Origin of the sequence: Accumulibacter sp., from assembly GCF_029255145.1 — a bacterium.
In the GTDB taxonomy this organism is placed as follows: domain Bacteria; phylum Pseudomonadota; class Gammaproteobacteria; order Burkholderiales; family Rhodocyclaceae; genus Accumulibacter.
This window is the reverse complement of the sequence record NZ_JAPUVQ010000133.1, coordinates 1-13,030: the sequence shown is the minus strand read 5'-3', so window position 1 is coordinate 13,030 and position 13,030 is coordinate 1. Positions and strand designations below refer to the sequence as shown.

Genomic DNA, 13,030 nt, shown 5'->3' with positions numbered 1-13,030 from the left:
CCCACAGTAGGGAAAATGAGGGGAAAACTCTCGGAAAAGCGGGAAAATCACGAAAATCCGGCTTGATTGTTGTGTATGGTGAAACGCGCCGGCTTGGCCAGCGTGAAGTCCGACAGGCTGCTAGGCAGCCTGGTGCAATGGATCATCGACGAAATTCGGCACGGCGAGGACGTCGAGGTGCGCATTGGCTGGGACGGCGGCGGCGGCCACATGATCGACATCGTCGGTGCCGGCGAGATCCTGGGGGTGCCATGGATCAGTTGGGTGCACGACGCCAAGCAGGGCTTCAACCACAACGGTACCCCTGGCACGACCTCCGACGACACGACGCGGATAAACGGCGGCACCGACTGGTTTGATGGCGGCGTCGGCTGGTCGCCAATTGTAGACAATCGCATCGTGGCCTACATTGGTGGTCAGTTTTCTTCCGCCACGATAGACTTTGCGGCATCCGAGAGTGTTCCCGAGCCCGGGACCCAGGCGCTGCTGACGCTTGCCGTTCTTGCGCTGGTCGCGAGAGGGAGGCTCTGACCGAACGGCAGGGCCACACCCTCATGGCGTGGCCCCGTCCGGCGACGGCGAACCGGAACAGCCCCTTCTCCGAGGCGCGGGAAATCCATCGTCATGGCTTAGGCCGCTGGTTCCTCGTAGCGGCTGTCCAATGCTTCAGTTTTGGGCGGGCGGCTATCCGGATCCCGTTGCGTCCAGCACAGAATGGTTGAAGAGCACGAAGCTCTGGTGAGGAAGTCGATGCGGCAGAGCGCGACCTTGGCAACACGCTGCCGGCATAGCGTATGCTTCGTGCCGAGGGAAGTGCTCAGGTGGCCAGGAAACCACTACCAGTGCTTGGCTGTCGTTCGCGCTTGCTTCGGCTGCTTGAGTGCTTGAGTGCTTGACTCCGGATTGCTCTCGCTTACAATCCGGGCGGAAAGTGCTCGGTCGACGTTTCGCTCAACGTAGCCTCGCCCGCCGGGATCGCTCCGGCTGTTCCTGGAGCGGGAGAAAAAGGCCAATCGCTTTTTCACACAAGGGAGTCAGAAATGGATGGTCTTCTGCTGTTGCTCGGGCGCGTTGCGGGAATTGGTGGCCTGGGCTTGTGCCTCGTTGCCGCCGTGATGCGCTTTCTCGGGAATTTCTACCTGGGCACCTTTCAACTGGCAACGCTTCTGCAGGCCGGTATCGGCGGAGTCGTCATCGGTTGTTTCTTTCTGCTGCTGGTACTGGCGGGTCGTTCCTTGCCCGCCCGTTAGTGATCGCGGGTGGTGGCCGGGGAAGCGGGACGGCATGCGCTTGACCGCGCTTGATCAATACCGCGGGTCAGGGGCGACCTGCTGGCGGTATACTGGCGCGCTGATCAACACAAGTGGTACGCCATGTCCAAGCCGAAAAGTGTCGGTTTCGTTTCGCTGGGTTGTCCGAAGGCGCTGGTCGACTCCGAGCAGATTCTCACCAAGCTGCGCGCCGAAGGCTATCTGATTTCACCGTCGTATGAAGGGGCCGATCTGGTTGTCGTCAATACCTGCGGCTTTATCGACGCAGCAATCGAGGAGTCGCTCGATGCGATCGGCGAGGCGCTGAGCGAGAACGGCAAGGTGATCGTTACCGGTTGCCTGGGTGCCAGGGAGGAACTGATCCGCAAGGCGCATCCGCAGGTGCTGGCGGTGACCGGTCCGCATGCCGCAGACGAGGTGCTGCGGCATGTGCATGCGCATTTGCCGCAGCCGCACGACCCATTCACCAGCCTGGTGCCGGCACATGGTGTCAAACTGACACCGCAGCATTTTGCCTATCTCAAGATCTCCGAGGGATGCAATCACAGTTGCACCTTCTGCATCATCCCTTCGATGCGTGGGCCTTTGGTCAGCCGACCGATCGGCGACGTGTTGCAGGAAGCCAGGAATCTGGCCGAGGCCGGCGTGCGCGAACTGCTGATCATCTCGCAGGACACCAGCGCTTACGGGGTCGACGTCAAGTACCGAACGGGCTTTGCCGGTGGTCGTCCGCTGCGGACCAGGTTGCGTGAACTCTGCGAAGCGCTGGGGGATCTGGGGATCTGGGTGCGCCTGCACTACGTTTATCCGTACCCCAGCGTGGACGCCCTGTTGCCGCTGATGGCCGAGGGCAGGATCCTGCCTTACCTCGACGTGCCTTTCCAGCATGCCAGTGCGCGCGTTCTGAAAGCGATGAAGCGCCCGGCCAGTGCCGAGGATAACCTGGAGCGTCTCCGGGCATGGCGCGCGGTGTGCCCCGAGCTTACGGTCCGGAGCACTTTCATTACCGGTTTCCCCGGCGAGACCGAAGCCGAGTTCGAGGAATTGCTGGCTTTCGTCAGGGAAGCCCGCCTCGACCGGGTGGGCTGCTTTGCCTATTCGGCGGTGGCCGGCGCGGCGGCCAATGCGCTGCCCGATGCGGTGCCAGCGGACGTTCGCGAGGAGCGGCGGCGACGCCTGATGGAAGCGCAGGAAGATATCTCCGCGGAGTTGCTGACTGCCAAGATCGGCCGTGAGATCGACGTTCTGGTCGACGAGGTGGACGACGAAGGAACGATTGCCCGTTCGGCCGCCGACGCGCCGGAAATCGACGGTCTGGTGTTCATCAACGAGTATTTTGACGCCGAGCCCGGTGATTTTCTGCGGGTGCGGGTGCTCGATGCGGACGAGCACGATCTCTACGCCGAGGTCGTTGCCAGCGCTGCTTGACGGATCTTCCGGCCTGGCGGTCTGGCCACCGATCACTGGAAATCGCGACTCGCGGTGGGCAGGCGACCGAGCAGCGAAGACAGGTCGACCAGGCGCTTGGCAACCAGATGGACGACCTGACCTTCGCGCTGAACCTGCCCGAGAACCCCGAGCAGACGTGCGCCGAGCAGCTCGCGGCGTTGGCTGTCGACCAGCCGTGAGTGTACGACGACGTTGGCCAGCCCGGTTTCGTCTTCCAGGGTGACAAAAACAATCCCGCTGGCAGTGCCTGGCCGCTGCCGGCAGGTAACAATTCCGGCGGCACGCAGCAGCTGGCGGTCGGCGGCGTTCTGTAGCTGACTGGCGGAGACGTAGCGTTGCGCCGCCAGGCGGGCGCGCAGCAGGGTCAGCGGATGGCGACCGAGGGTCAGACCGGTACTGGCGTAGTCGGCGATCAGGTCGTCAGCCTCGGATGGGGTCGGGAGTTCGACCGCGGCTTCCGGCGGTGGCGCGTCAGCCAGCAAATCGAGTTGTCCGGCGACGCCAGTGGCTGCCCAGGCGGCTTGCCGACGATGGCCGGCGAGGCTGATCAGGGCACCGGCAGCCGCGAGCAGCGCGAGTTCCTTGGCGGCCAGTTGTGCCCGGGTTGCGAGGTCGGCGACGCTGGCCAGCGGACGCTGCTGGCGGGCTTCGAGCAGGCGAGCGGTGGCGGTCTGCGACAGGCCGGCGATGCTGCCAAGACCCAGGCGGACGGCGGGCCTGCTGCCAGCGATCTCGACCTGTCCCGGACTTTCGAGTTGTGCTTCCCAGCGGCTGTCGGTCACCGTCGCCGGCAGAACCTGCACGCCATGCCGGCGCGCGTCCTGGAGCAACTGCGAAGGCGAGTAAAAGCCCATCGGCTGGCTGTTGAGCAGGGCGCACAGAAAAGCCGCCGGATGATGGCGCTTGAGCCACGCCGACACGTAGACCAGCAGGGCGAACGAGGCGGCGTGTGATTCAGGGAAACCATATTCGCCGAAACCCCGAATCTGGGCAAAGATGCGCTGCGCAAAGGCTTCATCGTGGCCACGCTGGCGCATGCCGGTGATTAGTTTCTCTTCAAAAGGCTCCAGTCCGCCCTTGCGTCGCCAGGCGGCCATGGCGCGGCGCAGTTGGTCGGCCTCGCCGGGAGTGAAGCCGCCGGCGACCACCGCCAGTTGCATCACCTGCTCCTGGAAGATCGGCACGCCGCAGGTACGGCCCAGGACGGCGGCGATCTCCGGGCGCATCAGTTCGATGGGCTCCTTGCCGTGCCGGCGACGCAGGTAGGGATGGACCATGTCACCCTGGATCGGGCCCGGCCTGACCAGCGCCACTTCGATCACCAGATCGTAGAAGTTGCGCGGTTTGAGGCGCGGCAGCATGGCCATCTGCGCCCGTGATTCGATCTGGAAGACGCCGACCGTATCGGCGGCACAAAGCATGTCGTAGACCGCCGGGTCTTCGGGTGGGACGTCCGGCAAGCGGATGCCGACCAGATCGAGCGCCCGGTGAATCGCCGAGAGCATGCCGAGCGCCAGGACGTCGACCTTCAGTAGCCCGAGGGTGTCGAGGTCGTCCTTGTCCCACTGGATTACCGTCCGTTCGGGCATCGCGGCGTTTTCTACCGGTACCAGCCGTGCCAGCGGGCCACGCGCGATGACGAAGCCACCGACATGCTGCGAGAGGTGGCGCGGAAAGCCCCGTAGCGCGTCGGCCAACGCCAGCCACTTGGCAACGCGCGGCGCCGCCGGGTCAAGGCCAACCGAACGCAGGCGATCGGGCAGTTGATCGCGTTTGTCCCACCAGGCGAGCGAAGCGGTCAGGGCGTCGATCTGGGCGCTGCCAAAACCGAGCGCGCGGCCGACGTCGCGCAGGGCACCACGGGTTCGGTAGGTGATCACGGCGGCGGTCAGTGCCGCACGTTCGCGCCCGTACCTGGCGTAGAGGTACTGGATCACCTCCTCGCGCCGCTGGTGCTCGAAATCGACGTCGATATCCGGTGGCTCACCGCGTTCACGGGAGATGAAGCGCTCGAAAAGGAGCGTCGAACGGAGCGGATCGACTTCGGTGATGCCAAGGCAGTAACACACGGCTGAATTGGCTGCCGAACCGCGCCCCTGGCAAAGGATGTTGCGGCTGCGCGCAAAATTGACGATGTCGTAGACGGTCAGGAAGTAGGGTTCGTAAGCGAGTTCGCCAATCAGCGCGAGTTCGTGTTCGACGCGCTCGCGCACCGCGGGCGGCACCGTTCCGGGATAGCGCCGGCTCAGCCCTTTTGTCACTTCGGCCCGCAGGAAGCCAGGCGCTGTCTGGCCCGCCGGAACCACTTCGTCGGGGTATTCGTAGCGCAGTTCGGCGAGTGAAAAACTGCAGCGCGCGGCGATGGCCAGCGTTTCGGCCAGCAGTTCGGGCGGGTAGAGCCGTGCCAGCCGCAAGCGGCTGCGCAGATGGCGCTCGCCATTGGCAAAGAGCAAGCGGCCAGCAGCAAAGACCGTAGTCTTCAGACGGATCGCGGTCAGCGTATCCTGCAGCGGGCGGCGCGCGCGCAGATGCATGTGCACGTCGCCAGCCGCAACTGCCGCCAGGCCGCTCGCTCTGGCCAGCTGCAGCAGCGCCGCCAGTCGCGTCGCGTCATCGGGTCCGGAATGGAGTTCGACGGCCACCCAGGACCGCGCCGGAAAGCGCGTCGCCAGCCAGCGTCCATCGTCCGCACTGGCGTCTGTGTCCGCGATCCACAGCGCCAGGCAATCGGGCAGGGCGCCGCTGCTGCCGGCGAAGTTGCCAGGACTTTCGAAGTCGCCGCGGTACAGACGGTACTCGCCCTTGACCGAGCGTCGTCGTGCCAGCGTGATCAGCGCCGACAGATTGCCGTAGCCGGCACGGTTCTGCGCCAGCAGGACCAGCTTGAGGCCGGACCCCGGCTCGTTGGCGAGACGGAACTCGGCGCCGACGATGAACTGCAGACCACACGTGCTGGCTGCCCGATACGCCCGCACGACACCAGCCAGCGACGCTTCATCGGTGATCGCCAGCGCGCTGTAGCCGAGCCCCTGCGCGTGCTCGACCAGTTCTTCCGGATGCGACGCACCGCGCAGGAAGGAAAAGTTGGAGCAGCAGTGGAGTTCGGCGTAGAGCGGCAGCGCGTCGGACATGGCGAGATACTGTTTTTATTTACAGTATAACTTGATGCCCGGGATTTGTTCCAGATTGTCGCTGGATTGCGAACGCTCCCCTGACCTTGCCGACTCTTGCCGGTTACTGCTGTTTGAGGTCGAGTTGGGCCAGGTCGACCCGCTTCCTGAATCCGCGAAACCGCAGCCAGGCCTTGTGCGACAGGTGCTTGATGAGCAGGCCCGGCGGCATCCGCAACCAATGGGCGCGCACGTAAATCAGCCAGCGGGCCAGAACCGCCAGGCGGGAAGGGTGATCGGGGTGTCCAGGCAGCAGCGCGAGGTGAATCAGACGATCCATTAGCCGGCGGATCGGCCAGGCGGGCGCTGCGTCTTCCAGCCCGCGCAACACATCCGGGGGAATCGGTGTGCCGAAAAGTCGTTGCGCATGATGCAATCCGTAGAACAGCGGACGCTCGAAACCCAAGCGGCGTGCCCGTGGCCCGAGACCCGCCCAGAAGCCAGGATCCTGCCCATGGTGTCGCAGCAGATCATGAACATCGACCAGATCGCGCAGGCGCAGACCCTCGTCAGGATCACCCTCGAGAAACAGGTGCACCAGTGCGTGCAGAACCATGTCGGCGGGTGCCAGAACGCGTAGGCGCGGGTCTGCGAGCGCTCTGGCAGCCGTGAACAGCGGTGCGGGGTTGGATTGTAGATGGCTGGTTTTCGGCAGCAGCCGATGGTGGATGTCGATCTCCGTGCCTCGTTCCTGGTGACGGAGCGGTGGAATCTCGTGCATCCAGACGCGGTAGTACCGGTCGTCGTAAGGGTCGATCTGGGTCTTGAACCAGCCGCGTTCGACGAGTCTTTCCTCGATTTCCCCGATCCGCTCTTCCGGCACCAGCAGATCGACATCGGCGAAGATCCGGCCGCGCGCCGGCGGCAGTTCTGCGAGGAGATAGCCGGCGCCCTTGAGCAGGATAAGCGGCACATCGATGCCCTTGAGCGCCCAAAGCAGGCGGTTTACTTCCCAGGAAATCAGGGTTTTTCGATGTCCGATGACGTTGCGGGCCGCCCTTAGATGATCAGCGGCGCGCGGCGGGATGCTGCCGAGCAGATCCGCCCGGCCCAGGTCGGACTCCAGCCTCCCCAGCACCCGGGCGCGTCGCGCCACGCGTAACAGCAGCTCCCAGTCGGCGGGCGGCAGCGCGGGCAGTCGTTCGGGCGCTTGCAGCGCCTCGAGCAGGAGCCGCTGCGCCCGTCTGGTTTCGCTGGTCGCCCTAGAAGCCATCGCCGGTGCGGGAAAGTTGGTCGATGGCGCTAACCGCCTCGTCGAGATCGGAGTAGATCAGCGAGTATGAATCGCAGGAGCGAATCATGTCGGTGACCAGCCTGAATGCGGCCTCATCGAGGACCTCGTAGTTGAAAGCGTTGGTTGCAACCATCAGAAATGCCTGGCTTCTCGGCATTGGTTCAAGAGTGAGCGGTGCATCGGCGACCCAGCGGGGGAAGATGAACCAGCGTGGGCGAGCGGGTTCCTGTGCGCGTTTGATGCTGTCCAGCGGCGGACGCACATGCGCCACTGTCCCCTTGCGCGTCGCCAGGAAAGACGGGCCAATGATCGCCTCCGGCCGAAAGTTCCTGATCACCTCGATCGACTCGTTCTTCAGCGGGATCAAGCGCGGCACGGGGAGCAGCAGGCCATCCTCCGGCCGCACCAGGCCGAATTCGTCGGAGAGGAGCCGCCATCCGGAATGGATCAGGGCAGCACAGAGCGTCGACTTGCCGTCGCCGGGCGAGGCCGGAAAAAGGATCGCCTGGCCGTTGCGCTCGACTCCCGCCGAGTGCAGCAGCAGCAGATGATGCGAGCGTGTCGCCACGCACCAGTTGATTCCCCATTCGAGGGCGGGAAAGGCGTGTTCGACGGCATAGGGAGCGAAGGGGGATTGCCCATCGACGCCAAAACACGCCTGTCGTCGCAGCCATCGGCGCAGCCCGCGAGGCGCGTTGATGTGAACGTGAAAGTCGCAGATCGCCGCCGGCTCCAGCAAAGGGTACGGCTCGTAAAGCTGATGTGCGAGCGATGCGAACGATCTGAGGTTGGAGCGGACCATGAGGTTGAAAGGGCCGAACTGGAGTGCCAGGCCATCGCCCCCCAGCTGTTCCCCAAACTCCCGGTGACTCAAGTCACCGACGATCATTGCCCGCCAATCGCTTCGTCCAGGTACTCGATCAGTCCCAGTTCCTCCAGCCGGCGCGTGGCGAACACGAAATCGTCGGCAGCCAGCCCTCCCTGCGCCACACCAAGAGCAGCCTCGGTCTCGCGCTTTACACCGTCCGCCGCTAGTGGTTCGGCTTCCAGAGATCTGAGGATTGCTGCGGTAGTTTCGTTGAAGACGTGGGTTTCGGCAGATGAAGGTTGATAGACGATGTAGACATCGTCCCAGTCCTGCCAAACCAGACCGCGAGTGGCAGCCATCAAGACCATCGGTTCTGCCCTATCGGAGGGGATGTCGCCGCGCAGAAGGTCTTGAAGCCGACTTCAGTCGATTGCGAAACAATCAGGATCTACCGCTCAAGGAGTGTGGCCCATCAAGGAAGTGGCGGCCGCGGAACTGAGAATGGCAACGGTGACACCGGACTGATTGCCACAACTGATGGCGCCATTGACGTTACTGACAGGCCCCAGGTTGGCGCCTACGGAAGTGACCTTGGTGGGGCCGAAAATCGGGTACCCCGGGCAGATGCCCGGACTGGCGAAGCACGTATCGGCCTCCGTGAGAGTGGGGGGAGCTTGACGCAGCGCGCCATTGGCCGTGGTGGTCCCGACGAACTTCGCCCCCGTGCAGGACGCTGCCGCCAGCGCCCCACTGCGCAAGGTCAGCACCAGTGGCGCCATGGCCACCGCACCGCGGACCAGACGCCGCCGCTTGTTGTCCGGAGCCGACGTATTGCCAAGGTTGGCTGCTTCACCGGTCGCAGACGACAAGTCCACCGATGTTCCCGTGCGGTCAAGCGGTTCTGTAGATTTCATCGAAGCAACTCCCAAAAGTTTTCTGTGCGCGGTGCAGGTGTGCGTCAGGTCCCACAGGTTCCAGTTTCGCTCTCGCGACGCAGATCAACTGTCGATTACGTCACGTTCTTGCCAAGGAAGCTGGCCCACCGGAACCGTGGTCGTGCACTTGCCATGACCAAATTACTCTTCACTAAACCGTAAGCAAGGTCCATGCCTGGTGTGAAAACAACTGAAAATATAGCTATAAATCATCTAGATGCCGTTGTGCGCCGCGACCCCCAAGGAGCCACGAAGTGCCTGGGTGTAAAAAAAACCGACAGTCTTCGTGGACCGCTACCAAGACGGCTCAATACGTTCCCGGGGGCACAACGAAAGGCCTCGGGCGTGTACGCGTGAGCGCTGCGCCGACGGAGCGCGTCGTCAGAGTTTCAGACGCTCCAGCAACTCGGATTCCAGCTTTATGCGGCTGGAGGTCTTGCCAAGGTCGCCGCCACTGATCAGGAAAGTATCCTCGACGCGTTCGCCGAGCGTGGAGATCTTCGCTGTATGCAGATTAGCACCATGTGCGGCCAATGTCATGGCTATGGTGTAGAGCAGGCCCGGGCGGTCGGCGGCACTTACCGAGAGTACGTAGCGCGAGCCTTTTTCGTCGGGCTCGATGGTCACCTGCGGCTGAATCGGGAAGTGCTTTACTTGCCGGGAGATCCGTCCGCTGCCTGGCGACTCTGGCGGGCTCTGCCAAGTCAGGCGCACCGTCAGCTCGTGCTCGATGTAGTTGATCATCGCCCGGTCGCTGCCACGATCGCTGAGGTCGAGCAGCATGAAGCTGTCCAGCGCGTAGCCATGACGGGTCGTGTGGATCTTGGCATCGACGATGGTGTAGCCGGCACGGCCGAAAAACCCGACCAGGCGCGCGAACAGGTCGTTCTGATCGAGTGTGTAGATCATCACTTCAAGGCCGTCGCCCTGCGGGTTGATGCGCGCTTTGACCACCGGTTGCTCGACACTCGTCCGATAGTGCAAGGCACGGGTGTGCCAGGCGATCTCCTCTGCCGAATGGCGGAGGAAGTACACGGTGTCGAGCTGCTTCCACAGGCGCTCGTGCACCGCGTCGGGCAGCGCGAAATAGCGTAGCAGGCGCAAGGCCTCACGTCTGCGATCCTCGATCAGTCCTTGTCTGACCGGCACTTGACCGCCGGCCAGCAGCGTTCGGCAGGTGCTCCTGAAGAGTTGTTCGAGCAACTGTCCCTTCCAGCTATTCCAGACTTTCGGACTGGTCCCCCGTATGTCGGCGACGGTGAACAGATAAAGCGCGGTCAGGTGACGTTCGTCCTTGACCATCGCGGCAAATGCTCCCATCACGTCGGGGTCGGCGATGTCCTGTTTCTGGGCCACCGTAGACATCAACAGGTGCTGCTGGACCAGCCAGACGATCAGTTCGCTATCGTCGGCATCGACGCCGTGCGCGGAGCAGAACTCGGCGGCATCGACCGCCCCCAGTCGCGAATGATCGCCACCTCGTCCCTTGGCAATGTCGTGGAAAAGGGCTGCGATGTAGAGCACCCACGGGCGAGAAAAATCACCGATCAACTCGCTGCACAATGGATACTCGTGCGTAAACTCGTCGGCGAGAAAGCGGCGCAGGTTGCGCAGGACGCGCAGGATGTGCTGGTCGACCGTATAAACGTGGAACAGGTCGTGCTGCATCTGGCCGACGATCTTGCCGAACCTGGGCAGATAGCGACCTAGAATCCCGAACTGGTTCATGCGCCGCATCGCATGCAGCACGCCGTGCGGCTGCTGGAGAATCTCGATGAAGCGCGCGCGGTTGCCGGGGTCGCAGCGGAAGGCGTCGTCGATCAGCGTGCGGGCGTGCCACAGCGCGCGCAACGTACGCGCGGTCATTCCCTGCAACTCGGGATGCCGCTGCATCAGCAGGAAGGCTTCGAGGATGACGCCCGGATCGCGGTGGAAAACCTCGTCGTCAATCAGATCGAGCAAGTCGTGGGCATTCTGGAAACGCTCATTGATCGGCTGTGGCGGTTGCTCCGGCAGAGGCGATATGGCGGCACCGATATTCAGGAGCAGGATGGTGTTGATCTGGGTGATTTCCTTAGCCGTGCGGTAATACTTCTGCATCAGCCGTTCGCTGGCTCGGCGGGTCTCGGTCGCCTGGTAGCCCAGCTGTTCGGCGAGCGCGGTCTGGTAATCGAAAAGGAGGCGGTCTTCACGGCGACCAACATGAATGTGGAGGCGGGTTCGCAGCTGCTGCAGGAAGCCGATGCTGCGCTTCAGCTGTTCCTGCTCTTCGAGGGTCAGGAAGCCGTATTGCGCCAGATCGTCCCAGCTGCGACCATAGCCCGCGGCGCTGGCAATCCAGAGAATCGTCTGCAGATCGCGCAGGCCGCCCGGGCTTTCCTTGCAGTTCGGTTCCAGGCTGTAGGGCGTATCGTCGAAGCGCAGGTGGCGTTCGTCCTGCTCGCTTCGCTTGGCTTCGAAGAACGTGTGTGGATCAAGGACCTTTTCCAGTTCCGCCGAGAACTCGTCGAAGAGCTCCTCGCTGCCGACCAGCAGGCGAGCCTCGATCAAGGCGGTCTGGATCGTGAGGTCGCCGGCGGCTGCGTCGGCGCACTCGCCAACGGTGCGTACGCTGGGAGCGACCTCCAAACCGATATCGTAGCAAAGGGTCACCGCCCGCTCCAGTTGCGGAATCAGTGCGTCGCCCGGCGGCTCCGGTAGCAGGAGCAGGAGGTCGACGTCGGAGGCGGGGTAGAGTTCGCCGCGCCCGTAGCCGCCGACTGCCAGCAGGGCCAGCGACACTGGCAAGTGCAGCGCCTGCCATAGGTCACAAAGCACCTCGTCAATCAGGCGGCACCGCTCGCGCAGCAGTCGTGGTGCATCCCCGTCTGCGAGATAGCGCTCGCGGATTGTCGTCTGCCCGAGTTGCAAGCGCGACCGGTAGCGCGCGACCAGCGTCTGAAGATCGACGGTCTCGGCGTCCATTGGCTAAGACCCGATCGAGTCCGGTGGCCGCCGTGTACCCTCCGACACGGTGAGTACTTCGTAGCCGGTCTCGGTGACCAGAATGGTGTGCTCCCACTGTGCGGAGAGGCTGTGATCCTTGGTTACGATCGTCCAGCCATCAGCCATCGTTCTGATGGCGGCCTTGCCGGCGTTGATCATTGGCTCGATGGTAAAAACCATTCCCGCTTCGAGCCGGATACCGGTGTGGGGGCGGCCATAATGAAGCACCTGCGGCTCTTCATGGAATTTGGCGCCGATGCCGTGACCGCAGAATTCGCGCACGACCGAGCAACCAGCTCGCTCTGCTTGTTGCTGAATGGCGTGACCAATGTCGCCGAGATGTGCGCCGGCCTTTACTTGCACAATGCCCAGCCAAAGGCATTCGAAGGTGAGTTCGCAGAGCCTTCGTGCCTGAACTGACGTTTCGCCGACCTGGAACATGCGGCTGCTGTCGCCGTGATACGCGTCCTTGATCACCGTGACGTCAATATTGACGATGTCACCATTTCTCAGCTGCCGGTCGCCCGGAACACCGTGGCAGACTTGGTGGTTCACCGAAGTGCAGATCGATTTCGGATAAGGCTGGTAGCCTGGCGGAGCGTAGTTGAGCGGCGCGGGAATGCCGCCCTGGACATCGACGATATAGTCGTGACACAGTCGATCCAGCTCGCCGGTGGTGATTCCCGATCTCACCAGCGGTGTGATGTAGTCGAGCACCTCGGCCGTCAGGCGGCCGGCGACGCGCATCTTGTCGATTTCCTGCGGGGTCTTGAGTGCTATGCTCATGCGTTGAGGTCGGGACCAAGGTGAAAAGGAACGAAGGATAAAGGAAGCAACGGGCTAAGGCAATTTGCTGGGCGGCGTAACTCGCCGCGGACAAGCTGACCCGTGCCACCACTTGACTCCGTCTGTTTTCAGGGTGAGTTTGATCGCCACAAGAAGCCGTCGGGGTAGAAGCGCCAGACAGGGCAATCGGATGTATACCATCGTCGTGACTCCTCCGAAATAAGCGTTCACGCCTAAAAGCCGAGGCCTGGGCCACAAGCAGTTGGACTATAGTGGTCCCCGGAAATCAGACAGTGGTTTAAGCTGTGCTCCATCATAGGAGCGAGAAGCGATGAGTGAAGCAACTACCCGGAAGGTACATACGCCGGAGTTCAAGGCCAAGGTTGGTCTGG

At 63.0% G+C, this 13,030-nt stretch carries 10 protein-coding genes; 3 read left to right on the top strand and 7 right to left on the bottom strand.

Annotated features, from left to right (window positions below):
• Positions 1 to 75: 75 nt before the first annotated feature.
• The 3 genes from Q1L50_RS16165 to rimO all read left to right on the top strand — a co-directional run bounded on the left by Q1L50_RS16165 (position 76) and on the right by rimO (position 2,699).
• On the top strand, positions 76 to 531 hold the full coding sequence (locus Q1L50_RS16165; RefSeq protein ID WP_300340613.1) for a PEP-CTERM sorting domain-containing protein: 456 nt from the start codon (positions 76 to 78) through the stop codon (positions 529 to 531).
• Positions 532 to 1,040: 509 nt separating this feature from the next.
• A complete protein-coding gene (locus Q1L50_RS16160) occupies positions 1,041 to 1,250 on the top strand; it encodes a hypothetical protein (protein ID WP_300340612.1) in 210 nt (69 codons plus the stop codon).
• Positions 1,251 to 1,373: 123 nt separating this feature from the next.
• Positions 1,374 to 2,699 carry a 30S ribosomal protein S12 methylthiotransferase RimO gene (gene rimO / locus Q1L50_RS16155; RefSeq protein WP_300340610.1) on the top strand — a complete coding sequence of 442 codons (1,326 nt, stop codon included), beginning with the start codon at positions 1,374 to 1,376 and terminating at the stop codon, positions 2,697 to 2,699.
• A 32-nt stretch (positions 2,700 to 2,731) separates the two neighbouring features.
• On the opposite strand, the gene Q1L50_RS16150 is transcribed toward rimO, so the two are convergent.
• From Q1L50_RS16150 to map, 7 genes are all read right to left on the bottom strand, one after another.
• Complete coding sequence (locus tag Q1L50_RS16150) at positions 2,732 to 5,851, bottom strand: error-prone DNA polymerase (protein ID WP_300340608.1); 3,120 nt, start codon at positions 5,849 to 5,851, stop codon at positions 2,732 to 2,734.
• A 103-nt stretch (positions 5,852 to 5,954) separates the two neighbouring features.
• The gene (locus tag Q1L50_RS16145; RefSeq protein WP_300340606.1) at positions 5,955 to 7,103 is read right to left on the bottom strand and encodes a nucleotidyltransferase family protein; all 1,149 of its coding nucleotides are present in this window, start codon (positions 7,101 to 7,103) and stop codon (positions 5,955 to 5,957) included.
• Complete coding sequence (locus Q1L50_RS16140) at positions 7,093 to 8,013, bottom strand: HprK-related kinase A (protein ID WP_300340603.1); 921 nt, start codon at positions 8,011 to 8,013, stop codon at positions 7,093 to 7,095. The genes Q1L50_RS16145 and Q1L50_RS16140 overlap by 11 nt, the downstream gene beginning before the upstream one ends.
• A complete protein-coding gene (locus Q1L50_RS16135; RefSeq protein WP_300340601.1) occupies positions 8,010 to 8,300 on the bottom strand; it encodes an HPr-rel-A system PqqD family peptide chaperone in 291 nt (96 codons plus the stop codon). Before Q1L50_RS16135 ends, Q1L50_RS16140 begins: the two co-directional genes overlap by 4 nt.
• 87 nt (positions 8,301 to 8,387) lie before the next feature.
• Positions 8,388 to 8,846: a hypothetical protein gene (locus Q1L50_RS16130; RefSeq protein ID WP_300340599.1), complete on the bottom strand. Its 459-nt coding sequence runs from the start codon at positions 8,844 to 8,846 to the stop codon at positions 8,388 to 8,390.
• Positions 8,847 to 9,248: 402 nt separating this feature from the next.
• Positions 9,249 to 11,831 carry a [protein-PII] uridylyltransferase gene (locus tag Q1L50_RS16125; protein ID WP_300340596.1) on the bottom strand — a complete coding sequence of 861 codons (2,583 nt, stop codon included), beginning with the start codon at positions 11,829 to 11,831 and terminating at the stop codon, positions 9,249 to 9,251.
• A gap of 3 nt (positions 11,832 to 11,834) precedes the next feature.
• Positions 11,835 to 12,638, bottom strand: a complete 804-nt coding sequence (map, locus tag Q1L50_RS16120; RefSeq protein ID WP_300340593.1) for a type I methionyl aminopeptidase — start codon at positions 12,636 to 12,638, stop codon at positions 11,835 to 11,837.
• Between the last annotated feature and the right edge of the window lie 392 nt (positions 12,639 to 13,030).